This window comes from Streptomyces sp. HUAS YS2 (assembly GCF_033343995.1).
In the GTDB taxonomy this organism is placed as follows: Bacteria; Actinomycetota; Actinomycetes; order Streptomycetales; family Streptomycetaceae; genus Streptomyces; species Streptomyces solicathayae.
On sequence record NZ_CP137573.1, the window covers coordinates 4,937,731 to 4,963,620 of the forward strand.

The 25,890-nt window shown below is 72.5% G+C and carries 22 protein-coding genes and 1 other RNA gene; 13 read left to right on the plus strand and 10 right to left on the minus strand.

Going from position 1 to position 25,890, the window contains the following annotated elements; genetic code table 11:
- Positions 1-16: 16 nt before the first annotated feature.
- Both R2D22_RS22870 and R2D22_RS22875 read right to left on the minus strand, forming a co-directional pair.
- Entirely contained in the window at positions 17-787 is a 771-nt protein-coding gene (locus tag R2D22_RS22870; protein ID WP_318106521.1) for an ABC transporter ATP-binding protein, read from the minus strand.
- Positions 780-1,718, minus strand: a complete 939-nt coding sequence (locus tag R2D22_RS22875; RefSeq protein ID WP_411977066.1) for an ABC transporter permease — start codon at positions 1,716-1,718, stop codon at positions 780-782. The genes R2D22_RS22870 and R2D22_RS22875 overlap by 8 nt, the downstream gene beginning before the upstream one ends.
- Positions 1,719-1,882: 164 nt before the next feature.
- Here R2D22_RS22875 and R2D22_RS22880 point away from each other — a divergent pair, with 164 nt between their 5' ends.
- The gene (locus R2D22_RS22880) at positions 1,883-2,494 is read left to right on the plus strand and encodes a TetR/AcrR family transcriptional regulator (RefSeq protein WP_318106522.1); all 612 of its coding nucleotides are present in this window, start codon (positions 1,883-1,885) and stop codon (positions 2,492-2,494) included.
- Between the two features lie 73 nt (positions 2,495-2,567).
- Here R2D22_RS22880 and R2D22_RS22885 read toward each other — a convergent pair whose 3' ends face one another.
- The 4 genes from R2D22_RS22885 to R2D22_RS22900 all read right to left on the minus strand — a co-directional run bounded on the left by R2D22_RS22885 (position 2,568) and on the right by R2D22_RS22900 (position 10,050).
- On the minus strand, positions 2,568-3,371 hold the full coding sequence (locus R2D22_RS22885) for a carbohydrate ABC transporter permease (protein WP_318109941.1): 804 nt from the start codon (positions 3,369-3,371) through the stop codon (positions 2,568-2,570).
- A gap of 131 nt (positions 3,372-3,502) precedes the next feature.
- Complete coding sequence (locus R2D22_RS22890) at positions 3,503-4,819, minus strand: carbohydrate ABC transporter permease (RefSeq protein WP_318106523.1); 1,317 nt, start codon at positions 4,817-4,819, stop codon at positions 3,503-3,505.
- Positions 4,820-4,829: 10 nt separating this feature from the next.
- The gene (locus tag R2D22_RS22895; protein WP_318106524.1) at positions 4,830-6,203 is read right to left on the minus strand and encodes an ABC transporter substrate-binding protein; all 1,374 of its coding nucleotides are present in this window, start codon (positions 6,201-6,203) and stop codon (positions 4,830-4,832) included.
- 175 nt (positions 6,204-6,378) lie between these two features.
- Positions 6,379-10,050, minus strand: coding sequence for an FHA domain-containing protein (locus tag R2D22_RS22900; RefSeq protein WP_318106525.1), 3,672 nt, complete (start codon positions 10,048-10,050; stop codon positions 6,379-6,381).
- Between the two features lie 477 nt (positions 10,051-10,527).
- On the opposite strand from R2D22_RS22900, the gene R2D22_RS22905 reads away from it, so the two are divergent.
- From R2D22_RS22905 to prfB, 3 genes are all read left to right on the plus strand, one after another.
- On the plus strand, positions 10,528-12,252 hold the full coding sequence (locus tag R2D22_RS22905; RefSeq protein ID WP_318106526.1) for a serine/threonine-protein kinase: 1,725 nt from the start codon (positions 10,528-10,530) through the stop codon (positions 12,250-12,252).
- A gap of 137 nt (positions 12,253-12,389) precedes the next feature.
- Positions 12,390-13,637 (plus strand): serine/threonine-protein kinase, encoded by a 1,248-nt coding sequence (locus R2D22_RS22910; RefSeq protein WP_318106527.1) that lies wholly within the window; start codon positions 12,390-12,392, stop codon positions 13,635-13,637.
- 60 nt (positions 13,638-13,697) lie between these two features.
- Positions 13,698-14,804 (plus strand): peptide chain release factor 2, encoded by a 1,107-nt coding sequence (gene prfB / locus R2D22_RS22915; protein ID WP_318106528.1) that lies wholly within the window; start codon positions 13,698-13,700, stop codon positions 14,802-14,804.
- 61 nt (positions 14,805-14,865) lie between these two features.
- On the opposite strand, the gene R2D22_RS22920 is transcribed toward prfB, so the two are convergent.
- Complete coding sequence (locus tag R2D22_RS22920) at positions 14,866-15,309, minus strand: PIN domain-containing protein (RefSeq protein ID WP_318106529.1); 444 nt, start codon at positions 15,307-15,309, stop codon at positions 14,866-14,868.
- A complete protein-coding gene (locus R2D22_RS22925; RefSeq protein WP_318109943.1) occupies positions 15,306-15,560 on the minus strand; it encodes a ribbon-helix-helix domain-containing protein in 255 nt (84 codons plus the stop codon). The genes R2D22_RS22920 and R2D22_RS22925 overlap by 4 nt, the downstream gene beginning before the upstream one ends.
- Before the next feature lie 167 nt (positions 15,561-15,727).
- Between R2D22_RS22925 and R2D22_RS22930 the strand changes: the two genes are divergently transcribed.
- Positions 15,728-16,132 (plus strand): hypothetical protein, encoded by a 405-nt coding sequence (locus R2D22_RS22930; RefSeq protein ID WP_318106530.1) that lies wholly within the window; start codon positions 15,728-15,730, stop codon positions 16,130-16,132.
- 366 nt (positions 16,133-16,498) lie between these two features.
- On the plus strand, positions 16,499-17,284 hold the full coding sequence (locus R2D22_RS22935; protein ID WP_318106531.1) for an LPXTG cell wall anchor domain-containing protein: 786 nt from the start codon (positions 16,499-16,501) through the stop codon (positions 17,282-17,284).
- Positions 17,285-17,360: 76 nt separating this feature from the next.
- On the opposite strand, the gene R2D22_RS22940 is transcribed toward R2D22_RS22935, so the two are convergent.
- Positions 17,361-17,555, minus strand: coding sequence for a hypothetical protein (locus R2D22_RS22940; RefSeq protein ID WP_318106532.1), 195 nt, complete (start codon positions 17,553-17,555; stop codon positions 17,361-17,363).
- Positions 17,556-17,799: 244 nt separating this feature from the next.
- Between R2D22_RS22940 and ftsE the strand changes: the two genes are divergently transcribed.
- The 6 genes from ftsE (at position 17,800) to R2D22_RS22970 (ending at position 23,548) form a co-directional block, all read left to right on the plus strand.
- Positions 17,800-18,489, plus strand: a complete 690-nt coding sequence (gene ftsE / locus R2D22_RS22945) for a cell division ATP-binding protein FtsE (protein ID WP_318106533.1) — start codon at positions 17,800-17,802, stop codon at positions 18,487-18,489.
- A gap of 22 nt (positions 18,490-18,511) precedes the next feature.
- Positions 18,512-19,429 carry a permease-like cell division protein FtsX gene (gene ftsX / locus R2D22_RS22950; protein WP_318106534.1) on the plus strand — a complete coding sequence of 306 codons (918 nt, stop codon included), beginning with the start codon at positions 18,512-18,514 and terminating at the stop codon, positions 19,427-19,429.
- A gap of 77 nt (positions 19,430-19,506) precedes the next feature.
- The gene (locus tag R2D22_RS22955; protein ID WP_318106535.1) at positions 19,507-20,688 is read left to right on the plus strand and encodes a S41 family peptidase; all 1,182 of its coding nucleotides are present in this window, start codon (positions 19,507-19,509) and stop codon (positions 20,686-20,688) included.
- Between the two features lie 18 nt (positions 20,689-20,706).
- Positions 20,707-21,246, plus strand: coding sequence for an SsrA-binding protein SmpB (gene smpB, locus R2D22_RS22960; protein WP_318106536.1), 540 nt, complete (start codon positions 20,707-20,709; stop codon positions 21,244-21,246).
- 171 nt (positions 21,247-21,417) lie between these two features.
- Positions 21,418-21,787, plus strand: a transfer-messenger RNA (tmRNA) gene (ssrA, locus tag R2D22_RS22965).
- Positions 21,788-21,934: 147 nt separating this feature from the next.
- Entirely contained in the window at positions 21,935-23,548 is a 1,614-nt protein-coding gene (locus R2D22_RS22970; protein WP_318106537.1) for a hypothetical protein, read from the plus strand.
- Positions 23,549-23,570: 22 nt separating this feature from the next.
- Here R2D22_RS22970 and R2D22_RS22975 read toward each other — a convergent pair whose 3' ends face one another.
- A complete protein-coding gene (locus R2D22_RS22975; RefSeq protein WP_318106538.1) occupies positions 23,571-24,821 on the minus strand; it encodes an MFS transporter in 1,251 nt (416 codons plus the stop codon).
- A gap of 82 nt (positions 24,822-24,903) precedes the next feature.
- Here R2D22_RS22975 and R2D22_RS22980 point away from each other — a divergent pair, with 82 nt between their 5' ends.
- Entirely contained in the window at positions 24,904-25,869 is a 966-nt protein-coding gene (locus R2D22_RS22980) for a LysR family transcriptional regulator (RefSeq protein ID WP_318106539.1), read from the plus strand.
- Positions 25,870-25,890 lie beyond the last annotated feature (21 nt).

Sequence of the window (25,890 nt, forward strand, 5' to 3'; positions counted from 1 at the left end):
TAGTCCGCTTCACCCCTTATCTCCCGGTCTTCGCGCCCTTCCCGGTGAACGCCTCGTACGCCGCCACGACCTCCTCGGCCGGGCCGTCCATCCGCAGCGTGCCCGCCTCCAGCCACAGCGCCCGGTCGCAGGTCTGCGTGATCGTCGAGTTGCTGTGGCTGACGAGGAACACCGTGCCCGCCTTCGCCCGCAGTTCGTCGATCCGCTGTTGGCTGCGCCGGCGGAACTTCGCGTCACCCGTCGACAGCGCCTCGTCGATCAGCAGGACGTCGTGGGTCTTCGCCGCCGCGATGGAGAAGCGCAGCCGCGCGCCCATCCCCGAGGAGTACGTGCGCATCGGCCGGGAGATGGCGTCGTCCTTCTCGTTGATCCCCGAGAAGTCCACGATCTCGTCGTACCGGGCGGCGATCTCCGCGCGGGTCATCCCCATCGCGAGCCCGCCGAGGATCACGTTCCGCTCGCCGGTCAGGTCGTTCATCAGCGCCGCGTTCACACCGAGCAGGGAGGGCTGCCCGTGGGTGTAGATCCGGCCCTGGTTCACGGGAAGGAGGCCGGCGATCGCCTTGAGCAGCGTGGACTTGCCGGAGCCGTTCGAGCCGATCAGGCCGATCGCCTCGCCCCGGTACGCGGCGAAGCTCACGCCCCTGACCGCGCGCACCTTCCGCCGACTGCCGCCCCGGCCGCCGCGCCCGCTGCTGCCTCCCTTGCCGCCCTGGACGGTGTACGTGACGTGGGCGCCGTCCACGACGACGGTGGGGGTGCGCTCCTCGCGCGGGGTGTCAGCCACGACCGTATGTCTCCTCGGCTCGCCAGAAGTAGATGAAGCCGCCCACGAGGGCGAAGAGGGCCCAGCCGCCCGCCAGCAGCCAGGCGTGCGGCGGCAGCTGCGCCGCGGTGAAGCTGTCCACGAGGGAGTACCGGACGAGGTCGATGTAGAGCGCCGCCGGGTTCCACTGCAGGACGATCACCATCGCGTGGGGGAGCCGGCCGCCGGCGGCCAGGTGGTGCAGGGACCACATCACTCCCGAGGCGTACATCCAGGTCCGCAGTACGAAGGGCATGACCTGAGCGATGTCCGGCGTACGGGCGGCGAGCCGGGCCATCGTGAGGGCGACGCCCGTGTTGAACAGCGCCTGGAGAGCCAGTGCCGGGACGGCGAGCAGCCAGGACAGGTCGGGGAACTCGCCGAAGCAGCACAGGATGACGACGAGCGCCGCCATCGAGAACAGCAGCTGCTGGAGCTGCTGAAGTGCCAGCGCGATCGGCAGACTCGCGCGCGGGAAGTGCAGGGCGCGCACCAGCCCGAGGTTGCCGCTGATCGCGCGGGTGCCGGTGAGGATCGACTGGGCGGTGAAGGTCCAGACGAAGACGCCGCTGAGCAGGAACGGGACATAGTCCGGGACGCCGTGCCGGACGTCCATGATCACGCCGAAGATGAAGTAGTACACCGCGGCGTTGAGCAGCGGGGTCATCAGCTGCCAGAGCTGGCCCATCCGGGCCTGGCTGTACTGCGCGGTGAGCCGGGCGGTCGCGAACGCGGTGATGAAGCTCCGGCGCGACCAGAGCTGTCGCACGTACACGGGCAGGCTCGGCCGGGCGCCGCTCACGGTCAGGCCGTGGCGCAGGGCCAGGGCGCGCAGGTCCTCGGCGGGGGCGGGCGCGGTGGCCCAGGCGGGTGAGGGTGGCGCCGCGGTGGGCGTCGGGTCGGGGAGGGTCACGGGGTCGCTTTCGCTCCGGCGGTGTGCGGCGTACCGCACGGTGCGGCAGCCCTGACGGCTCGGCGATGGGACGGGTCCGTATCGTCGCTACGCGGAGACTAGGACGCTTCTACGTCGGAACGCAACCGTCTCGTCGTGACGTGGTCGTGGCTATCATCCTGTTCATGACCCCAGCCCCCGGCTCCGCAAGTCCCCGCCGCGCCCCCGCAGGCGCCGCCGTGCTGCGGGAGGACGTGACCGACGCCATCCGCGCCGCCGTCTTCGAGGAACTGGCCGCCGTCGGCTTCGCCCGGATGTCCATCGAGGGCATCGCGCGCCGCGCGGGCGTCGGGAAGACCGCCGTCTACCGGCGCTGGAAGTCCAAGCTCTCGCTCGTCCTCGACCTCGTCGGGGCGGTCGCCGTGCAGGGCCTGCCCGCCCCGAGCACCGGCTCGCTGTACGGGGACGTCCGCGCGCTCCTGGAGGTCGCCGCGCACGCCCTGCGACACCCGGTGGCCTCGCAGGTCATCCCGGACCTCCTGGTCGAGGCGGCCCGCAACCCGGAGATCTCCGACGCGATCAAGGCCGCCCTGCTCGACGGCCAGCAGGGCGTGGTCGCCCAGGTCGTGCGCGAGGCCGTGGCCCGCGGGGAGCTGCCCGAGGACGCGGACCCGGACCGCGCGCTCGACCTCGTTGTCGGGCCGCTGTACTGGCGGCTCGTCGTCGTCCGCGGCGAGTTGCCCGCCGGGTACCTGGACGACCTCGCGCGCTCGGCGGTCGCCGCGCTCACGGCGTAGCCGCGTGCGGGCAACGGCTGGGCGGACGGGAGCCTCCCCGGCCACCGCCCGCCCGTACGCGCCCGCCCGTCGGCTACTTCACCGCGCCCGCCATCACCCCGGACACGAACTGCCGCTGGAAGGCGAAGAAGACCACCAGCGGGATGATCATCGACACGAACGCGCCCGGCGCCAGCACGTCGATGTTGTTGCCGAACTGCCGGACCTGCTGCTGCAGCGCCACCGTGATCGGCGGCGACTCCGAGTCCGCGAAGATCAGCGCGACCAGCATGTCGTTCCAGACCCACAGGAACTGGAAGATGCCGAGCGAGGCGATGGCCGGCCCGCCCAGCGGCAGCACGACCCGGGTGAACAGCCGCACCTCGCCCGCCCCGTCGAGCCGCGCCGCCTCGAGAAGCTCGCGCGGGATCTCCGCGAAGAAGTTGCGCAGCAGGAAGATCGCGAACGGCAGCCCGAACGCGGTGTGGAACAGCACCACCCCGAGCGTCGTCTCGAAGATGCCGAGCGTGCCGAACAGCTCGGACACCGGCACCAGCGCCACCTGCACCGGTACGACGAGCAGCGCCACGACCCCGAGGAACCACCAGTCGCGGCCCGGGAACTCCAGCCAGGCGAAGGCGTACCCGGCGAGCGAGCCGATCACCACGACCAGCACCGTCGCCGGGACGGTGATCAGGACGGTGGAGAGCAGCGAGCCGGTGATGCGGTCGTCGGCGAGCAGCTCGGTGTAGTTCTCGGTGGTCAACTGCGCAGGCGTGGTGAACACCTGCCACCAGCCGCTCGCCGCGATGTCGGACGGGCCGCGCAGCGAGGACAGCAGCAGCCCGATCGTCGGCATCAGCCAGAACAGCCCGACGAGGACGAGGAAGACCCGCATCGTCCCGCCCGCCGCCCGCGCCGCGAGGCGCGAGCCGAGGGAGGACGCCGGGGCGGTCTCGGCGGGGCCGTTCACAGAGCTGTCCGCCGTGGCCGCCGCGCCCTCCGCCCCGCTCGGCACCGTGTTCGCGCTCATCGCCGGCCCTCCCGTCGCATCCTGCGGATGTTGAAGAACATCACCGGCAGGACGAGCAGCAGCAGGAGCACCGCGATCGCGCTGCCCACGCCCAGGTCCGCGTCCGTGCCGAACGACGAGCGGTAGAGCTGGAGCGCCAGCACGTTCGCGTCGTCCTGCGCCGAGCCCGGCGCGATGATGAACACCAGGTCGAAGACCTTGAGGACGTTGATCATCAGCGTCACCAGGACCACCGCGAGCACCGGTGCGAGCAGCGGCACCGTGACGCGACGGAAGACCTGCCACTCGTTCGCCCCGTCGACCCGCGCCGCCTCCAGCAGTTCGCGCGGTACGGCCGCGAGCCCTGCCGCGATCAGCACCATCGCGAACCCGGCCCACATCCACACGTAACTGCCGATGACGGCCGGGGTGACCAGCGAAGGCCCCAGCCAGTGCACGCCGTTGTACTGCTCCCGGAAGTTGCTCGCCGGCAGCCGCAGCAGCGCCCCGTCGGCCGCCTCCGGCAGGCTGAACGCGCCGTCCGCGCCCGCCGTCGCCAAGGCGACGACCTTCCCGTCCTTCACCGCCTCGATGCGCAGCCCCTTGAGCCCCAGCTCCTTCGCGTCGACGACGTTCGGCTTCCCGCCGCCGCCCCGGGTGAAGTCCAGCCACGCCGTGCCGGTGATCCGGCCGGGCGCCGCTTCGGGCCGAGCGGCCGGCCGGGCGTCCCCCGGCATCTGCGCGGGCGCGACGCCGACCAGCGGTAGCCGGGCCGGCTCGCCCGCGCGGACCGGGCTCTTCGTCACGTACCCGCCGTCGCCCGCCGCCTTCAGTGGATGGACGGGCAGCGGGCGCGCCTTGGGGAAGACGGACGACTCGGCGAACGTGTCGTGCACGCCCACCCAGACCGCGTTGGCGACCCCGCGGTCCGGGTCCTGCTCGTACACCAGCCGGAAGATGATGCCGGCCGCGAGCATCGAGATCGCCATCGGCATGAAGACGACCAGCTTGAACGCCGTTCCCCAGCGCACCCGTTCCGTCAGCACCGCGAAGACGAGGCCGAGGGCGGTGGCGACGGCCGGGGCGAACACCACCCAGATCGCGTTGTTCTTGACGGCGGTCAGGATGGTGTCGTCGGTGAACAGCTCGACGTAGTTGGCGAGTCCGGCGAAGGAGTCCCCGGACCTGTCGAAGAAGGAACGCCGGACCGAGTACCCGATCGGGTAGACCACGAGCGCGCCGAGCAGGACCAGCGCGGGGAGCAGAAAGCCCGCCGCGACGGCCCTGCGGGTGCCGGTCACGCTCTTGTACGGGACGGGCCGGGCCGAGGACATGGGTCCCGGCTCAGCTCTTGTACGCCTTGGCCGCGTCGGCCTCCAGGCGCGCCTGGGTCCCCGCGACGTCCTGCGGGTTCTTCAGGAAGTCCTGGAGCGCCTTCCACTCGCCCTTGCCGGGCGTGCCGCCGAACGACTGCGGCATCTGGTCCGACATGTCGAAGCGGAAGTCGTCGCCGGAGGCGATCAGCGCCTTCGCGATCGTGCGCAGCGTGTCGTTCGGGTACGCGGACGCGTCCAGCGCCTTGTTGGGGGAGAGGAATCCGCCCGCCCCGGCCCAGACCTTCGCCGCGTCCGGGGACGCGAGGAACGTCAGCAGGGCCTGCGCGCCCTTGGTGTCCTTCAGCGCCACCGCCGCGTCGCCGCCGGTCACCACCGGCGCCGGGCCGGAGCCGACCGCCGGGAACGGGAACACCTTCGCGTCCGTCCCGAGCTTCGCCGGCGTCTGTCCGATGTTGACGGTCACGAAGTCGCCCTCGAAGACCATCGCCGCCTTGGGCTGGTCGCCGCCGGTGAAGGTCTGCGTGACGGAGGCCGGGAACTCGGTCTGCAGCGCCCCGTTCGCGCCGCCCGCGATCAGCTGCGGCTTCCCGAACAGCTCCCCGAGGGTGGTCAGTGCCTGGGTGACGGACGCGTCCGTCCACTTGATCTGGTGCTTCGCCAGCTGGTCGTACTTCTGCGGACCCGCCTGGGAGAGGTAGATGTTCTCGAACCAGTCGGTGAGGGTCCAGCCGTCCGCGCCGCCGATCGAGACCGGGGTGACGCCGGACGCCGAGATCGTCTCGGCGGTGGCCAGGAAGTCCTTCCAGGTCTTCGGTTCGCTCGCGCCCGCGTTCTCGAAGGCGGCGCTGTTGTACCAGACCAGGGACTTGTTGGCGGCCTTGAAGTAGACGCCGTACTGGGTGCCGCCGACCGAGCCCAGGTCCTGCCAGCCCTTCGCGTAGTTCTTGGCGAGCTGGGCCTTCGCCTCCGGGCCGAGCGGCTTGATCCACTTCTGTGCCGCGGCCTGCTGGATCGCGCCGACCTGCGGAAGCATGGCGACGTCGGGCGGGCTGCCGCCGGCGATCTTCGTGCCGAGGAAGTTCACGATCGGGTCCTGCGCCGGGACGAAGGTGACCGTCGCGCCGGTCCGTTTCTCGAACTCGTCCAGGACCTTCGTGAAGTTCTCCTGCTCGGGGCCGGTCCAGACGGCCGCGACCTCGATCTTCTCGCCCTTGAGGGAGGGTAACGAGAGGTCCGACTTCGTCGACCCGTCCTTCGTCGAGCCCCCGGAACCGGGGTCCTTCCCGCCGTCGTCGCCGCAGCCGGCGAGGCCGAGGGCGGCGATCGTGGTGAGCGCGGTGATCGTCAGTGCGGCCTTACGTGTACGAAGAGTTGTACGCATTCCTGCCCCGTCTCTCCTTGCCCGTGCATCCCGTGCGCACAGGTCTACGCCGGGGGCGAGGGGCCCGCAATACCGCCTTCCGTGTCGAACGGGCGATCGTGATGGGCTCGTGACGTGCCGTCAGGCCCTGGGTGGCTGTGAGCGACGGTCGTGCCGTCGGCCGTCCGGCCCGCCGTCAGGCGTGGCTCGCGGGGGTGAGCGGGGCGACCGGAGCGGCGTCCACCGAGCGTGCGGCGCGGTCGAGCGCGGAGGCGAGCAGGGCCAGGTCCGTCGGCCCGTTGCCCAGTTCGCGCACCGGACGGCGGGTCGGCGGATCGCCCATCCGCTCCCACTCCAGCGGGACCACGGTCGGCCGCAGCGTCGCCGTGCGCGGGATACGGCCCGTCACCCGGCCGCCCTGGAACGGTGTCACGCGCCCGTCCGGATGACCGAGCCGGCCGCGGCCGGGCGCGGGATCGTCGGGGCCGGTGGCCACGGGCGGGGCGTCGAGCACGATCCGCAGCCGGGCGCCGTGCGCCAGCTCGGTGTCGGCGGTGCGGTCCGGTCGCGACGAGGTCGCGACGAGGTGCACCCCTAGGCGCTCGCCGTTGCGCGCCACCGCTTCCAGGACCCGTACGACCGAACCGGCGGCGGGCCGCCCGGGGGAGCCCAGCGCGGGAGCCACGAGGGCGTCGTAGTCGTCGACGAGGACGACCAGCCGGGGCAGCCCGGCGGCGTCCGCGTGCGCGGTGCGCGTGGCGGTGCCCGCCCGGGCGCCGCCGGTCCGGCCGAGCTCCCCGTCCGCGGGTGCGCTCGGCGCGGGCACACGGCCGCCGGCCGTGTCGCCGAGGCCGCCGGTGCCGCCCCTCGGCAGCAGCCGGCCGCTGGGCCGGTCGCCGAGGTCGGCCCCCGCGTCGTACGCGTCGGCCCGCACGACGCGACCGCTCGGCCCGTCACCGAGACTCCCGTCACCGCCGAGCGGCAGCCGCCCACTGGGCCGGTCGCCGAGGTCGGCGCCGGGGGCGTACGCGCCGGGGTCGTAGGCGCTGGTGCGGCGGGCGCGGCCGCTCGGGGTGTCGGTCAGGTCGCCGGCGACGGGCAGCCGGCCGCTGGGGCGGTCGTCGAGGTCGGCGCTCGGGTCGTACGCGCCCGGGCCGTACGTGCCGGCCCGGCGGGCTCGGGCGCTCGGCGTGTCGCCCAGGGCGCCGTCGCTCCAGCGGGACGTGCGGGCGCTGGGGCGGGAGGTCAGGTCGTCCGTGCTGGTGCGGGCGTCCGGCACACGGGGCTCGGCCGCGCGCTCGGCCGGCTCCCGCGCCGCTGCCTGCCGGGACGTGAAGTCCGCCGCGCCCAGGATCTCCGCGCGGCGCTTCAGCTCCGCGCCCAGGGCCTGGGCGAACTCCCGCATCCGGACCGGGTCGGAGGCGACCAGATGCTCCGTGACGTGCGGCAGTTCCGTACAGGGCGCGAGGCCCTCGCCCCGCTCGCCGCCCGCGCCGTCGACCAGCAGCAGCCCGAGGCGGTCCGGGCGGCCCGCCGCCGCCAGGGAGGCGGCGACCGAGCGGAGCAGCTCCGTACGGCCGCTGCCCGCCGGCCCCTCGATCAGCAGATGCGGCCCCTCCGTCGTCAGGTCCACCGCCACCGGGCCGCGCGGACCCGCGCCGAGCACCGCGGTGCCCTCGCCGGCCGATGCCCAGCGGGCCATCAGTGACGCGGGGGTGGCACGGGCCAGCCCCAGCTCGTCGAGGAGCCGCGCCGACGGCGGCAGCGCCGCGGCCGCGGCCCGGCTGGCGGACGGGGCGGCCGCGTCGGTGCGCAGCGGCGCGAGCGCCCGGCCGAACCGCTCGGCCCAGGCCACCGACACCGCGTCCACCGCCGCCACCGTGCCGTGCCCGGCCACCCGGCCGCCCGACGTGCGCAGCACCCGCAGCGCGGTCGCCACGTCGCCGCTCAGCAGCGCGGCGGCCCCGCACTCGCGGAACGCCAACGAGGCCGCGCAGGCCGCCTCGTACGTCGCCGCGACCGGTGAGACGGGCGAGGAGGACGGCGCGTCGGCGAGACAGATCAGATGGATGCCTGCCGCCGCTCCCGCGCCGGCCAGCCGCGCGGTGGTCTCGCGCAGCGCGGCCGAGCCGGGGTCGCCGTCCACGATCACGATCGTGCGCGGACCCTCGTACCGGGCCGCGGCCTCCACGACGGCCGTACGGTCGGCGCTCGGCCAGCCCTGGCCGAGCGGGCCGTCGTCCAGGCGACGGGTCAGCTCGGCGGTGCGGGCCGCGGCCTGTTCCCGGTCGTACGCGAGGAGCAGCCGGCAGTCCTGGCCGTGCGCGGGCCGCAGATGGGGGAGCCAGCCGAGCCAGCCCCAGGCCCGCCGCCGCTCGTCGAGCGGGCGGCCGCGGTCCGCGGCGATCAGCACGATCTCCAGGTCGGCGGGGGAGTGCAGCGCGGCGAGCTGGGCCACGACGGAGCGGGCGAGCCCGGTGAGCCGGTCGCCCGGACCGGCCAGGCCCAGGGACCCGGCCTCGCGCAGCCCGACGGTCACCGGGACCGACGCCAGCTCGGCCCGGTCAGCCGTGCCGAGCCGGACGACCAGCGCCTCCGGGTGGTCGGGGCCGCGCTCCCAGAGCCTCGGGCCCGGGCCGAGCGCGGTGAGCAGGACGGCGGCGGGGTCGGGCCAGGTCTCGGCGGCGGGCGCCGCGCCGACGGGCTCGGTACCGGCCCCGGTTCCGGGTACGGCGCCGGGGCCGGTGGCGGGCCTGCCCACGGGCAGTGGCGCCTCGTCCCTGGCTCCGGTGAACCGGCGCGCCCAGGCGCCGAGGCCGCGCTTCCTGCCGCCCGGGCCTCCCGTGCCGTCGGGCAGCGGGGTGCCGTGGGTGGGTGTGCTCTGCCGGCGGGTCTGTCCGGTCCTGCTGTGGGAGGCGCCGGACTCGGCCTCACCCTCGTCCTCCCGGGCGCGGCCGTGCGCGGCGTCGTCCGTCCCGTACGGCCCGGACGCGGAGCCTGTCGCCGGCCCCGACCCGGGCCCCGGCCGGTCCGCCCCGTACGCCGCGCCTGCGACGTCGTACGCCACGCCGCGCCCGCCGTGCGTACGGTCGTCCGCGCCGCTGTACCCGCGCACGCCGGTGGAGACCGTGCCGCCCGACACGGGGCCGCCCGAGGCAGGGCCGCCCGGGACGGGGCCCGGGGCGGCGGTCGGCGCCGGGGTCTCGCCGGGGCGGGTGACGCGCAGGTGGCCCTCGCCGTCCGGTGTGGTCGGCAGGGAGTGCGTACCGTCGGCGGCCGGGGGTGTGACGCGCAGGGCCGACTCGCCGAGGCGCAGAAGGGCTCCGGGGGCCAGCGGGACCGGTCGGTCGCCGACCTCCGCGCCGTCCAGGCTCGTACCGTTCGTCGAGCCGAGGTCCGCGACCGTGACGCGGCCGTCGTCCGCGACGGTCACCGTGCAGTGGATCCGGGAGACGTCCGGGTCGTCCAGCGGGACGTCCGCGTCCAGGGAACGGCCGACCCGGATCGCGCCGCCGTGCAGCAGGTGCACCCCGCCCGCGTCCGGCCCCGCCACCACGTGCAGCCGGGCCGCGACGCCCTCGCCGACGGACTCCTCCGCGCCGGGACCCGGCGCCGCCAGGGACAGCACCGCGCCGTCGACCAGCGGCGGCTCGCCCAGCGCGCAGCGCTGCGCGTCGAGCCGCTCCCGGCCCGCGTACAGCACGACGGGGCCCGAGGTGTCCGGTCCGGAGACGGCCGCGGCGAGACCGGAGGCGACGGCGGAGAGGGCGGTGCCCGCGGGGGCGGTCACGAGCACGTCGCAGGAACGCCCGGCGGAGCCGGAGTGGCCGCCGTGCGGCGGCGCGAGGACGGTCAGCCGGATCTGCATCGCCGTCAGCGGTCCCTTCTGCGCGGCGTGCCCGGCAGGGGAACGGCCCGGCGAACCGGTGTCTCCCCCCAACCCGGCACGGACGCGTCGTCCGGTACAGGTCGGCACGGACCGGGGGCTCCCGACCCCACGATGGAACGTGCTGGAGGCATCCTCGCACCTGCCGCCGACAACCCGCCCCCGGGTCGGCCTCAAACGATCTTGAATGGTCGGCTGTGGACGTAAAAGTGCCTGGTTGCGTTCGTCCCGCGACGCTCCTGGCAACCACCGGTGCGACAAACGCGTCTTGTTTTCGGACAACTCCTGGACGGGTCCGGCGCCCGAATCCAACCCGGACGGCCGGGCCGCGACCCGTTCGGCGGCACTAAAGTGGGTCGGACATCCGGACGGGTCACAACAGATGACAGGACCCGCAGGGATCCACCCGGGAACCCCGTGGGGACGCCCCAGGACCACGATCAGCAGGGAGCGCGTGACGTGCGGCCAATCGGCAGCAAGTACCTGCTCGAGGAGCCGCTCGGCCGCGGCGCCACGGGCACCGTCTGGCGAGCCCGCCAGCGTGAGGCGGCGGGCGCCGAGGCGGCCGTGCCGGGCCAGCCAGGGGAGACCGTGGCGATCAAGGTCCTCAAGGAGGAGCTGGCCAACGACGCGGACATCGTCATGCGCTTCCTGCGCGAGCGGTCCGTGCTGCTCCGGCTCACCCACCCCAACATCGTGCGGACCCGTGACCTGGTCGTCGAGGGCGACGTCCTCGCCCTGGTGATGGACCTGGTCGAGGGTCCCGACCTGCACCGTTACATCCGGGAGAACGGCCCGCTCACGCCGGTCGCCGCCGCCCTGCTCACCGCGCAGATCGCCGACGCGCTGGCCGCCAGCCACGCCGACGGCGTGGTCCACCGCGACCTCAAGCCGGCCAACGTCCTGCTCGACGAGCGCGACGGCCAGATGCACCCGATGCTCACCGACTTCGGCATCGCGCGCCTCGCAGACTCCCCGGGCCTGACCCGCACCCACGAGTTCGTCGGCACCCCCGCGTACGTCGCCCCCGAGTCGGCCGAGGGCCGCCCGCAGACCTCCGCCGTGGACATCTACGGCGCCGGCATCCTGCTGTACGAGCTGGTCACCGGCCGTCCCCCGTTCGCCGGCGGCACCGCGCTCGAAGTCCTGCACCGGCACCTCAGCGAGGACCCGCGCCGCCCCTCCACCGTCCCGGCCCCGCTGTGGACGGTCATAGAGCGCTGCCTCAGCAAGGACCCCGCCCGCCGGCCCAGCGCCCAGAACCTGGCCCGCGGCCTGCGCACGGTCGCCGCCGGCATCGGCGTGCACGCCAACCCGGCCCAGATCGAGGCCGCCGAGGGCGTCGGCGCGCTGCTCGCGCCCGACCCGGCGCCCGCGCCCGTCCCGGAGCCCCCCGTGGCCCCCGGCTCCGCCGACGCCACCCAGGTCCTGCCGAGCGGCGCCGCCGCCCCTCTGTACGACCCCGGCGCCGCGACCAGCGTCATGCCGATGAACGCGGCCGGGGCCGACGACGCGACCTCGGTCATGCCGCCCGTACCGCCGCGCCCGGACGGCCCGCCGCAGCCGCGCCCGGAGGACCCGCACCCCTGGCAGAACCAGCTCCAGGGCGTCCGGGACCGCAACGAGCAGACCCAGGTCCAGTACCTGGACCCGAACGACGACCCGCTGCGCCGCCGCCCTCAGCGACGCCCCACGCAGCCCCCGCCGTACCAGCCCCAGCAGCCGCAGCCGTACCAGCAGCAGCCGCAGGCCCAGCCGTACCAGCAGCAGGGACAGCGCTACCAGCAGCAGCAGCGCCCGCCGCAGCGCCAGCAGCCGCCGCAGCGACAGCAGTACGCGCCGCCGCCCCAGCAGCAGTACGCGCCGCCGCAGCCGCCGCCCCAGCAGCCCGCGCCCCGTCCGCCGCGCGAGCCGCGTGCGCCGCGGCAGCGCAGCGCCAACCCGATGCGCATCCCCGGGCTCGGCTGCCTGAAGGGCTGCCTGTTCATGATCGTGATCGTGGTGGTCGCGGGCTGGCTGATCTGGGAGTTCACCGGGCTGCAGGACCTGGTCGCCGAGGGCAAGGGCTACTGGGAGGCGATCGGCGACGGCATCGACTCGTTCACCAACTGGATCGACGAGATCACCAGCACCGCCGACAACGTCTCCGGCGGTGGCGGATCCACCGGCGGTACGGGGCAGTAACCGGCGGTACGGAGCGGTTCGAGCCGCTGACTCTGCCGATTTGTCGACTTCCGGGGGGTGAATTCCGCCCGGGAGTCGAGACCGGCGACTGAGGCCGCGTAACTTTGACGCGAACTCCAGCCGCTGAGGGAGCAGTCTTGGCACGGAAAATCGGCAGCCGCTACACCGCCCACCAGATCCTCGGGCGGGGCAGCGCCGGCACGGTGTGGCTCGGCGAGGGCCCCGAGGGGCCCGTCGCCATCAAGCTGCTGCGCGAGGACCTGGCCTCCGACCAGGAGCTCGTCGGGCGCTTCGTCCAGGAGCGCACGGCCCTGCTCGGACTCGACCACCCCCGCGTCGTCGCGGTCCGCGACCTCGTCGTCGACGGCAACGACCTGGCCCTCGTCATGGACCTGGTCCGCGGCACCGACCTGCGCACCCGGCTCGACCGCGAGCGCCGGCTCGCCCCCGAGGCCGCCGTCGCGATCATCGCCGACGTCGCCGACGGCCTGGCCGCCGCGCACGCCGCGGGGGTCGTGCACCGCGACGTCAAGCCCGAGAACATCCTGCTCGACATGGAGGGCCCGCTCGGCCCCGGCGGCGCGCACCCCGCGCTCCTGACCGACTTCGGCGTCGCCAAGCTGATCGACACCCCGCGCCGCACCAAGGCGACCCGCATCATCGGCACCCCCGACTACCTGGCCCCCGAGATCGTCGAGGGCCTGCCGCCGCGGGCCGCGGTCGACATCTACGCCCTCGCCACCGTCCTGTACGAGCTCCTGGCCGGCTTCACGCCCTTCGGCGGCGGGCACCCGGGCGCCGTGCTGCGCCGGCACGTCACCGAGACCGTCGTCCCGCTCCCCGGCATCCCCGAGGAGCTGTGGCAGCTGATCGTCCAGTGCCTGGCCAAGGCGCCCGCCTCCCGGCTGCGCGCCTCCGAGCTGGCCACCCGGCTGCGCGACGTCCTGCCGCTGCTGGCGGGCATCCCGCCGCTGGACGTCGACGAGCCGGACGCCGAGCCGACCTCCGCCGAGTCGTACGAGGACGAGCAGCACGCCACCGGTACGGGCACCGGCACCGGCGCCGCGGCCCCGCGCCGGGCGTCCGTCCCGCTCGTCCCCGGCGCCTCCCCGGACTCCAACCGGGACACCCACACCTCGATGCGCGTCCCGGCCCCCGACGAGCTGTCCGGCGGCCCGCTCGGCACCGCCCGCGCCCCGCGCCCCGCCGGGGCCCGCCGGCCGGGCTCCGCCCGGCACAAGGCGGAGGCGGTGCGCAAGCGCCGCATCACGCTCACGGTGGCCGCGGTGGTGCTCGCCGCGGCGGTCGGCGCCGGCGGGTACCTGGCGACGAGCGGCGACGACGGGGGCGCGCCGCAGGACTCGAAGCAGACGACACAGCCGTAGGGAGGGGGCCCGGACCCATAGGAGGTCCGGCTCCTTGCGCGGAGCCGTTACGCTGGACGCGTGGCAGTCGTCGACGTATCCGAAGAGCTGAAGTCCCTCTCCTCGACCATGGGGTCGATCGAGGCCGTCCTGGACCTCGACAAACTGAGGGCAGACATCGCCGTGCTCGAGGAGCAGGCCGCCGCGCCGTCCCTGTGGGACGACCCGGAGGCCGCCCAGAAGATCACGAGCAAGCTTTCGCACCTCCAGGCGGAGGTCCGCAAGGCCGAGGCGCTGCGCGGCCGCATCGACGACCTCAGCGTGCTCTTCGAGCTCGCCGAGGAGATGGACGACCCGGACACCCGCGCCGAGGCCGAGACCGAGCTCGCCGCCGTCCGCAAGGCGCTGGACGAGATGGAGGTCCGCACCCTCCTGTCCGGCGAGTACGACGAGCGCGAGGCGCTGGTCAACATCCGTGCCGAGGCCGGCGGCGTCGACGCCTCCGACTTCGCGGAGCGCCTGCAGCGCATGTACCTGCGCTGGGCGGAGCGCCACGGCTACTCGACCGAGGTCTACGAGACGTCGTACGCGGAAGAGGCCGGCATCAAGTCGACCACCTTCGTGGTGAAGGCCCCCTACGCCTACGGCACGCTCTCCGTGGAGCAGGGCACGCACCGCCTGGTCCGCATCTCCCCGTTCGACAACCAGGGCCGTCGCCAGACGTCCTTCGCGGGCGTCGAGATCCTCCCGGTCGTCGAGTCGTCCGACCACGTCGAGATCGACGAGTCCGACCTGCGCGTGGACGTGTACCGCGCGTCGGGCCCCGGCGGCCAGGGCGTCAACACCACGGACTCCGCGGTCCGCATCACGCACATCCCGACCGGCATCGTGGTCTCCTGCCAGAACGAGCGCTCGCAGATCCAGAACAAGGCCAGCGCCATGAACGTCCTCCAGGCGAAGCTCCTGGAGCGCCAGCGCCAGGAGGAGCGCGCCAAGATGGACGCCCTCAAGGGCGACGGCGGCAGCTCGTGGGGCAACCAGATGCGCTCGTACGTCCTGCACCCGTACCAGATGGTCAAGGACCTCCGCACGGAGTTCGAGGTCGGCAACCCCCAGTCCGTCCTGGACGGCGAGATCGACGGCTTCCTGGAGGCCGGCATCCGCTGGCGCAAGCAGACGGAGAAGTAACTCTCCCTCACGCCCGTACGACGACGGCGCCGACCCCTGATGGGGGCCGGCGCCGTAGTCGTCACAGAGGCAGATCGTCCGGCAGGACGCGGAAGGCCTTGTGGCGCCCAAGGGGTCGCAGCGCACGGAAGTCGCGCCGGTCGAGCGTGAGCACGGCATCGGTGTCGTAGTCGGCGGCGAGCGCCACGTTCACTGCATCAGCGAGATCCAGGTCGAGCGCGGAGTGCCGCGCCCGCAGGGACTGCGCGGCCCCAAGATGGTGCTCGGTGACCTCTGGCACCGTGACCCGCCCGCGCCGCATCCAGAGCCGGATGTCGTCCACGGCACTCATGGCCGCTTCCCTGCCCAGCTCACGTGTCGCGACATGGTCGAGCTCGGCGAGCAGCAGCGGCGACATGACCAGCAGCCCGGCGGCCATGATCGCCTCGTTCGCACCGCGATGCTCGGGGTGCGTCGAGTCGAGCGCCGCGATCAGCCCGGACGTGTCGGCCACGACGATGATCACGCGGCGGTACCGCGCTCCCGCTCGGCCGCGTCGGCCACGGCGTCACGTACGTCGCTCTTGGCCGGGGTGCGCCCGGAGCCCTGGAAGGTACGGGAGAACAGCGGTTCATCCCAGACTCGATTGGCCATCGCGGCGAGGTGGATCCCCTGCCGGATGATCTCCGCCTCACTGATGCCGCGTCGCTTCGCGGCTTCCTTGATGATGGCGAGGTCTTCGGGGTCGGCGTAGACGTTCGTCCGTTTCATCGACATGTACCAAAGGTAGTCCATGTGCCGGATTGATGTATTGCGCGTCGGATGCTCAAGTCCTCCAGTGCTGCCCTTGCCGCCGCGCGCACGCTCGTTGAGCATGTTTTCTCTCAAGGGCGGAGGTGGCTTCGTTGGGGCGAACTGGCCGGGCTTCGGCTGTCGTTGGGCTGATGCTGGTGGTCTCCTGTACGGCGGGCCCGGAGTCGGCGACGGTGAGGGACGCGGAACTCGTCGGCACCTGGGTGGATGAGTCCGGAGGGCGACTGGAGTTGGCGCAGGATCGGACCTTCCGTACGAAGGGGCTGCGGATCCACTCCGGCATCTATCCGGAATGCCCTGACGGCGATACCGAAGGGACTTGGGCCTTCTTCGTCGAGGACGGCGACTCGGCCTGGTCCTCGAGCGATGCGGTGTCCGGCCGCTCCGTCGCGCTGCAGTTCCGCGGAGTCGGACAGGGTGGCTGCAACCTGTCCGCCGATGTCGTGAAAGGCGGGGAGGAGCTGTGTCTCACCGACGACCAGGACGACTTGTGCGGGGTGGGGGCGGGGTTCTCACGGAAGCCCGACAGCCGCTGAGGTCGTCGCCCCGTGGTGCCCCCGTAGCGCTACCAGCGTGCGGCCTGTCGCGCTTGATTCGCGGACGCAAGTGAGGAATTGATGAACCTGGCGCTTTGTCGACACGACAACAGCACTAGAGGAGGCGGAAGTTCCGCGTTTACGTCACAGTTGCATCCCCGCATGGCGGGCAAGCCGTGAGGTATCGGGCATTGCGCGCGCAACGTGCTTGACGGTGCTTTGAAAACTCGCCAGGCTGGCGCGTGGCATGCGTATTTCTGGGGCGTGTGTGAACGGGGGCCGGAACCAGTAACGTCGCCGCCTCCCTTGTCCGTTGCCCCGAGCGCTGCTCCAACGACGATATGAGCTACTGGGGGTAGCAACCAGATGACGAAGAAGACGCGCGTCCGCGTTGCGCGGATAGCGGCCGGCGCGGTGATCGCCGCCGGTGCGTCGCTCACGGCGGCGGGTGCGGCCTCGGCCGTCGGTGTGGACGTCGAGATCGCCGGCCTGAGCGTCGAGGCTCAGCTCGGTGACGAGGACCCCTGCATCCCGGGTTCGCCCGGCTGCGAGGACACGGACCCGGCTGACCCGGACCCGACCGACCCGAACCCGACGGACCCGGGCCCCACGGACCCGAACCCGACGGACCCGGGCCCGACCGACCCGAACCCGACGGACCCCGGTCCGACGGACCCGAACCCGACCGACCCGGGCCCCACGGACCCCGGTCCGACGGACCCGGGCCCCACGGACCCGAACCCGACGGACCCCGGTCCGACGGACCCGGGCCCGACCGACCCCGGTCCGACGGACCCGGGCCCCACGGACCCGAACCCGACGAACCCGGACCCGACCAACCCCGGTCCGACGAACCCGGACCCGACCACCCCGGGTACCACCGACCCCAACCCCACCAACCCCGGTGGTGACGGCGGTACGGGTACCTGCACCGTGGACCTTGACGGCGCCGAGTGCGTCGACAACAACCCGGGTACCAACAACGCCGGCTCGCAGCCCGTCGAGCAGGGCAAGGCCAAGGAGGAGCTGGCTGAGACCGGCGCCGCCGAGACCTCGTTCCTGCTGATCGGCGCCGCGACCATGATCGCCGGTGGCATCGGCTTCCGTATGCTGCCGCGTCTGGTCTCCGGTGGCCGTGGCGCCGCTGCGTAAGTAAGCGGGCACGCACAGCAGAGGGCCGGGGCGACTGTTCCTTCCAGTCGCCCCGGCCCTTCGCGTACGTCCTGCGCTATGCGGTCTGCAGTGCCGTGATCAGTGCCACCGCCGCCACCAGCGCGATCACCAGTGCCAGGAGCATCGCGGGGGTGAGGCCGCCGAGGGGGCCCTCCTGCTGCATCCGCTCCCGGTTCGCCCGGCAGACGGGGCAGCGGCCCTCCGCGACGGGCGCCGCGCAGTTGGCGCACACCAGTCGGTCGTAGGTCATGCGCTCTCCTCTCCCGAGTCCTCCGCGCGGCGCGTTCTCCGCGTACAACGCTCCGGGGAACGCGACCGTTCCCCTACCACTGTGCCAGCTCTCGAGGCTTTCGGCGCGCCCCGTCGGATTCCACCCGTTCCGCCCGGAAGGGCATAGAGGATAAATCACTCAAGCGTGGACGGCGACTGCGCGGGCCCTGCCAGGTCGCGTAGTGTCACGCACACCCATACTCCCGGCCGACCGTGGTGCACCCGTGATCCGATTCGACAGCGTCTCCAAGTCCTATCCGAAGCAGAATCGCCCCGCGCTCCGGGATGTCTCCCTGGAGATCGAGAAGGGCGAGTTCGTCTTCCTCGTCGGTTCGTCCGGCTCCGGAAAGTCGACCTTCCTTCGGCTGATCCTGCGCGAGGAGCGCGCCAGCCACGGCCAGGTGCACGTCCTCGGCAAGGACCTCGCCCGGCTCTCCAACTGGAAGGTGCCGCACATGCGGCGCCAGCTCGGCACCGTCTTCCAGGACTTCCGCCTGCTGCCCAACAAGACCGTCGCCGAGAACGTGGCCTTCGCCCAGGAGGTCATCGGCAAGCCGCGCGGCGAGATCCGCAAGGCCGTCCCGCAGGTCCTCGACCTGGTCGGTCTCGGCGGCAAGGAGGACCGGATGCCCGGCGAGTTGTCCGGCGGTGAGCAGCAACGCGTCGCCATCGCCCGGGCGTTCGTCAACCGGCCGATGCTGCTGATCGCGGACGAGCCGACCGGCAACCTGGACCCGCAGACCTCCGTCGGCATCATGAAACTGCTCGACCGCATCAACAGGACAGGGACCACCGTCGTCATGGCGACCCACGACCAGAACATCGTCGACCAGATGCGCAAGCGCGTCATCGAGCTCGAAGGTGGGCGTCTCGTGCGCGACCAGGCACGCGGCGTCTACGGATACCAGCACTGAGCGGGTAGGGGAAAACACAGCCATGCGCGCTCAGTTCGTGCTCTCCGAGATCGGCGTCGGCCTCCGGCGCAACCTGACGATGACCTTCGCCGTGATCGTCTCCGTAGCCCTCTCGCTCGCCCTGTTCGGCGGTGCGCTGCTCATGCGCGAGCAGGTCAGCACGATGAAGGACTACTGGTACGACAAGGTCAACGTCTCCATCTTCCTCTGCAACAAGAGTGACGCGGCCACCACGCCGAAGTGCGCCAAGGGCGCCGTCACCGGTCAGCAGAAGGAGCAGATCGAGGCCGATCTGAAGAAGATGGACCTCGTCGAGACGGTGCACAAGGAGTCCGCCGACGAGGCGTACAAGCACTACAAGGAGCAGTACGGCGACACGCCGATCGCCGCCACCATCACCCCGGACCAGATGCAGGAGTCCTTCCGGGTCAAGCTCAAGGACCCGGAGAAGTACAAGGTCGTCGCGACGGCCTTCGCCGGCCGCGACGGCGTGCAGTCCGTCCAGGACCAGCGGAACATCCTGCAGAACCTGTTCGACCTGATGAACGGCATGAACGTCGCCGCACTCGGCGTCATGGGCCTGATGCTCATCATCGCGCTCATGCTCATCGTCAACACGGTGCGCGTCTCGGCCTTCAGCCGCCGCCGAGAGACCGGCATCATGCGGCTGGTCGGCGCGTCCAGCTTCTACATCCAGATGCCGTTCATCATGGAGGCCGCCTTCGCCGGACTCCTCGGCGGCGCGGTGGCCTGCGTGATGCTGCTGGTCGGCCGGTACTTCCTGATCGACCACGGCCTCGCGCTCGCCGACAAGATGCAGCTGGTCAACTTCATCGGCTGGGACGCCGTGCTGGCCAAGCTGCCGCTGGTCATCGCCATCGGTCTGCTGATGCCCGCCATGGCCGCCTTCGTCGCCCTGCGCAAGTACCTCAAGGTGTGACGAGCACCGCGCGAACACCCGAGCGCCGTACGGCCAACAGCCGTACGGCGCTCTTCGCTTGTCCTAGAGTGGGCGGCATGTTGGGCCCCGGATCCTGTCGCAGGCCCCGTCGCCGCGGCGCCGGGGCCGCTCTGACGTTGGTCTTCGCCGGGGTGCTCGCCGCCGCCGTGGTCACCGACTCGCTGCCGCGCGAGAAGCCCGACGAGCCGCGTGCCCTGAGCGAGGCCGCCCGCCCCGCCGGGGCCACCGTCGACCGCCGGGCGCTCTCCGCGGCCGCCGCCGAGGCGATCGCCGACGGGAAGTCGGGGACGCAGGCCGCGGAGGAGTTCGTCAGCCGCAGCGGCGACCGCTGGGGCGCGGTGTACGACCGGCGGGAGTACGAGGAGTTCGAGCAGGCCCTCGACGGTACGTACACCGGTGTCGGCCTCTCCGCCCGCCGCACCGCCGACGGGCGCGTCGAGGTGGCCCGGGTACGGGCCGAGGGCCCCGCCGGGCGCGCCGGGCTCCAGGCCGGCGACCGGCTGCGCAGCATCGACGGCCGGCCGGTGGACGGGCTCTCCGTCTCCGAGGTCGTGTCCCTGCTGCGCGGCGACGGCGTCTCCGGTTCGGCCGTCGCCCTCGGCGTGGAGCGCGGCCGGGCGGTCTGGACGGCGACGCTGTACCGGGTCCGGCTCGCGACCGAGCCGGTCACCGTCCAGCGGCTCGACGACGGCGCGGTGCTGATCCGCGTCGCCGCCTTCACCAAGGGTGCGGGCGAGCGGGTCCGGGAGGCCGTACGGGCCGCCCCGGCCGGTGCCGGCGTCCTGCTCGACCTGCGCGGCAACTCCGGCGGCCTGGTCTCCGAGGCCGCGGTGGCCGCCTCCGCCTTCCTCGACGGCGGCCTGGTCGCCACGTACGACGTGGAAGGCGAACAGCGTGCGGTCTACGCGGAGAGCGGCGGCGACACCCACAGACCCGTGGTCGCGCTGATCGACGGCGGCACGATGAGCGCGGCCGAGCTGCTGACCGGCGCCCTCCAGGACCGCGGCCGGGCCGTCACGGTCGGTTCCCGCACCTTCGGCAAGGGCTCCGTGCAGATGCCCAGCGCCCTCCCCGGCGGCTCGGTCGCCGAGCTCACCGTCGGTCACTACCGCACTCCCGCCGGACACGGCGTGGACGGCCGGGGCATCGTCCCGGACCTGACCGTCGGGGACGGAGCGGGCGAACCGGCGGAGAAGCGGGCCCGGACGGTATTGAGTGGCCTCAGGGGTGGGTCGTAGTGCGAAAATGACTGCACTATGGCAAAGGGACTCGTGAACGTGCAGGGCACCCCTGCAAAGAAGAAGACCCCCGAGAAGGGGCCGGAGCGCAAGCTCATCGCGCAGAACAAGAAGGCGCGCCACGACTACCACATCCTCGACACGTACGAGTGCGGTGTGGTCCTCATGGGCACCGAGGTGAAGTCGCTGCGGATGGGCCGGGCCTCCCTGGTGGACGGCTTCGTCCAGATCGACGGCCACGAGGCGTGGCTGCACAACATCCACGTGCCCGAGTACATGCAGGGCAGCTGGACCAACCACCACGCGAAGCGGAAGCGCAAGCTGCTGCTGCACCGCGCGGAGATCGACAAGCTGGAGTCGAAGTCCCAGGAGACGGGTCACACGATCGTGCCCCTCGCGCTGTACTTCCTGAACGGCCGCGTGAAGTGCGAGATCGCGCTGGCCAAGGGAAAGAAGGAGTACGACAAGCGGCAGACCCTGCGGGAGAAGCAGGACACCCGCGAGACGAACCGCGCGATCGCGGCGGCGAAGCGGCGCCAGCGGGCGGCCCAGGCCTGAGCCGCGACGCCTGAGCCACGGCCCGAGCCACGGCCCGAGCCGCGACGCCGGACGACGACGCCGGACGACGGCGCCTGAGCTGCGGCGTTAATACGCTGGCAACCGTGCCCGCCCGTCACGTACCATGGGCCCTGCACCTCACAGCGGGTGCGACCTTTGAAAAATCAACATGGGGATGATCGGTTTCGACAGCGGATGTCGAAGCAGGGGAAGCGTGTCGAGGAAGCGGCAATGATCTCGTAAACCATATGTCGCAACCAATAATCGCCAACACCAAGCGCGATTCCTTCGCCCTCGCTGCCTAAGTAGCGACTTGCGAAGTGTCAGCCCGGGGGTGATCCCGACCCGGATCCTGGCATCATCAAGGGATCTAAACTCACCGACCCGGTCACGGGGCCGGTGAGGAAATCAAACAGTGACTGAGCCCGTTCCGGACTTGTCTGGGTGATCCGGAGGGCTGAGAAACTCGTACCAGACTGCACACGGAGAAGCCCTGGTTCCGCACCGTTGGACGCGGGTTCGATTCCCGCCATCTCCACTCATCCCATGTGGGCACAGGCCCGGTGGTCTCACGACCGCCGGGCCTTTGTCATGCCGGTTCGCCAGTTTGTTTGATCATGTGTACAACCCTGGCGCCGCCCGGCGGGTCACACCAGATGATCATCAATGATTGCCTGGGGAGAAGTCCTTGAAGAGGTTCACCTCGGCGGCGCTCGTCGCCGCCACCGCCGTTCTCGGCACCCTGCTCGCACCCGGTACCGCGCAGGCCGCGGACCCGGTCGGCGGCATAAACATCTCTGCTGGCGCCGAGGGCATCGAGATCATGTCCGTGGGCGCCATGCCGGCCTTCGTGGCCCACATCCGCAAGAAGGACAGCGAGACCCGGGTACAGACCGTCACGGAATTCACGTACAGCAACGACTGCAGCACCTCCTGCATGGAGGACTGGTACCGGTCCGGCCCGTTGAGCCTCGCCGACCTCGGCCTCTACACCGTGGACATCGAGTACAAGGGCACCGAGGGCGAGACGATCCTGCGCAAGGACGTGGCGGAACTCGACTACCGCGCGCTCGCCCGATTCCAGAACACCACCGTGCCCAAGGCGGTCAACCTCGACAGCCTGAGCACCACCGTCTCCTCCGACCTGGTCGCCCTCGACCCTCGCGACGGGAAGACCACCCCGCTCGCCGGCAAGCAGGTGACCGTCGCTTTCGGCAGCCAGTCCAGGACGGTCTCGACCGACGCCGCCGGGCATCTCATCGCGCCGGTGGACTACGCGGGTACGGAGAGCTCGAACTCGGTCCGGATCAGCCTCAAGCACGTCTCCACCGCCAACGGCACGGGCTCGGTCACCGTGGCCCCCACGGTCGAGCGCCAGCAGGTGAAGATCGTTCTGGACGAGGACTCCCGCTCGGTGACCGCCCCCTACGGCACCTACGTCACCATCCGCGGTGGCATCACGCGTACGGCCAAGGACGGCACGCAGAGGCCGGTCGCCTCGCCGATGAGGATCACGATCCCCAACACCTACCTGCCCGAGTTCACGAGCGACGCGGCGGGCCGGTTCAGCAAGGCCGCGCGGGTCCTGAAGTCCTCGACATGGAAGGCCAGCGCCGGCTACCAGCAGCCGTGGCTCGACTACAACACAGCCGCCGACATCACGGCCACGGTGACGGCGGGAACCGCCTTCACGAACGAGGGCATCGGCATCGACAAGTACCGCAAGGTGTGGGCGGAGGGGATACTCGTCCAGCGCGCCACATCGGCCGCCCCGGGCCCCGCCACCGTCGAGCTCCAGTACTCGGCCGACGGCCGCACCGCCTGGTCCACCCGCAAAACCGTGGACACCGTCATCGGCAAGTGGTTCAACCTGCCCACGCTGGAGAACGCGCCCGTCGACGGCTACTGGCGACTGCGGTACGCGGGCAAGGCCGACCTCGCCGGGTCGACCTCCACGCGCATTCGCCTGACCAAGACCGTGACCACGGTCGCGGAGTTCAACGCGAACCCCGAGCCGGTCCTCAAGGGCCAGTACCTCACCCTCACCGGCAAGCTCAAGCAGCGCGCCGCGTCCTCCACGACCTGGCAGCCGTACGGGGCGCAGACCGTGCGCTTCTACTTCAAGCCCGCCGGCAGCACCGCCTACGGCTACATGGGCTCGACCACGACCGCCGCCGACGGCGGCTTCAGCAGGAAGTTCACCGCCAAGACGGACGGCACCTGGCAGGCCCAGTTCTACGACAACGGCACCACGCACTTCGCGAGCCGGAGCCGCGAGGACGTCGTCGACGTCACCGGCTGACGACGGCGAGGAGGTCCGGCCGCTACGGCAGCCGGGCCTTCGCCGTGCGCGTGGCGGTGCCCGCGAGGAGCAGGGCGATTCCCGCCGCCGTCGCCGGGATGGCGAAGCCGTACACCGCTCCCACGTGATCGGCCGTCCAGCCGCCCGTCGCCGAGCCCAGCGCGATCCCGCCGAGCAGCGCGGTCACCGCGAGCGTCATGCCCTCGTTGAGCTGGGACGGCGGGGTCAGCCGCTGGACCTGGGACATGCCCGTCACCATCGTCGGCGCCGTCGCCATGCCGGCCAGCAGCAGCGCTCCGGCCAGCGCGAGCAGCGATCCGGTCGCGGCGGCGAGCAGCGGAAGCGTCATCAGGGCCGTCATCGCGGCCAGGCAGGCGGGCAGCCCCGCCGAGCGGCGGACCCGGCCGTACGCGAGTCCCGCCGCGCACGACCCGGCCGCCTGGAGCCCCAGGACCGGGCCGGCCACCGGTCCGTCCACGTGGGCCAGCGTCACCACCTCCATCGAGCCGAACACCGCGCCGGTCGCCAGGAAGACGCCGAGCAGCCGCGCCATGCCCGGCGCGCGCAGCGGAGAGCCCGCCGAGGTGCGCGGAGCCACCGGGGGCTCCGTCGAGCGCTGCGCGGCGAAGACCAGCACCCCGCCGAGGAACAGCGCCGCGGCCACCAGCGTGCCCGCCTCGGGGAAGAGCGCTGAGCAGAGGAAGGCCGCGAGCACCGGCCCGAGCATGAAGCACAGCTCGTCCGCGGCCTGCTCGAAGGCGTTCGCGGTGTGCCGGGCGGCCGGGTCGTCCCGGTGGAGGTGCGCCCAGCGGGCCCGTGACATCCCGCCGGTGTTGGGGGCGGTCGCGGTCGCCACGGCGCAGACGAACAGCGTCCAGGCCGGTGCCCCCGCTCGTACGCACAGCAGCATCGACAGGGTGCCCAGGACGGACAGGACGGTGGCGGGGACGGCCACCCGGGCCTGCCCGTACCGGTCGACGAGCCGCGCCGTCCACGGCGCCACGACCGCCGTCGCGGCCAGTCCGGTCGCGGTGACCGAGCCGGCCAGCGCGTACGAGTCGTACCGGCCGGCGATCATGATCACGGCGGAGACGCCGAACATGCCCATCGGCAGCCGCGCCACCAGGTTGCCCGCCGTGAACGCCTTCGCGCCCGGGACGGCGAACAGCCGCGCGTACGGGTTGGTGCTCCGGCGGGGCGGCACGGCGGCCTCGCGGTAGCGGGGGGCGAGGGCGGGGCCGTGCGGGGTCAGGGTGAGGGTCGTCTGCGGCATGGATCAAGGTTCGCGGCGGGGCCCCGCGCGGGTCCAACACCTAATCGATCGCGATTCACGCACTCCTGTTGTTGAATGCCGCGTGGCCTCCTCCTCCGACCTCGACCCGCGACTGCTCCGCGCCTTCACCGCCGTCGCCGACGAACTGCACTTCACCCGCGCCGCCGCCCGGCTGTACGTGGCCCAGCAGGCCCTCAGTCGGGACATCCGGCGCCTGGAGCGGGAGTTGGGGGCCGAGCTGTTCGTCCGTACCACCCGTCAGGTCTCCCTCACCCCCGACGGCGAGCGGCTGCTGCCGCACGCCCGGCGGGTCCTCGCCGCGCACGACGCGCTCGCCGACGCCTTCCGGGCCGACGCCCGGCCGCTGCTCGTCGACCTCAACAGCCCGGGTCTGGCCACCGCCGCGGTCCTCGCCCGGGCCCGCGAACGCGCCCCGGAACAGGAGCTGATGGCCCGCTACGAGAGCGGACTGACCTGGGCCGCCGGGGAGATCCTGGCCGGCCGGCTGGACGTCTCCTTCGGCCGGTACGGCGGGCTCGGCGCGGCGGTGCGGGCGCGGCTCGGCGCGCAGTTCGTCCGGTACGAGCCGATGGCCGTGATCTTGCCCGAGGACCATCCGCTCGCCGGCCTGGCGGAGGTCCCCCTCGACGCGCTCGCCGGGGAGCGCATCTACGCGGGCGCCGGCAACGACCGCACGTCCGAGTGGACGGATCTGGCGGCCCGGCTGTTCGCCGGGCGCGGGATCGACATCGCCCCGCCCGCGCCGCTCGCGGTCGGCAAGGAGGAGTTCCGCCGCCTGATGGCCAAGAACCGCACCCCGGTGCTCGCCGTCGTCGACTTCCCGCCGATGCCGGGCAGCGTGCTGCGGCCGCTGACCGATCCCGTGCCGCTCTCGCCGGTGTGGATGGTGTGGCGCGACGGGCTGCGGCACCCGGGCCTGGACGCCCTGCGCGCGGCGGCCGCGGAGATCGGGGCCAGGGAGGGCTGGCTGGACCGGCCGCCCGGCTCCTGGCTTCCGGAGGGCGAGCCCGGGCTGCCCGCATCCTGAGCCGGGCTGCCCGCACCCTGA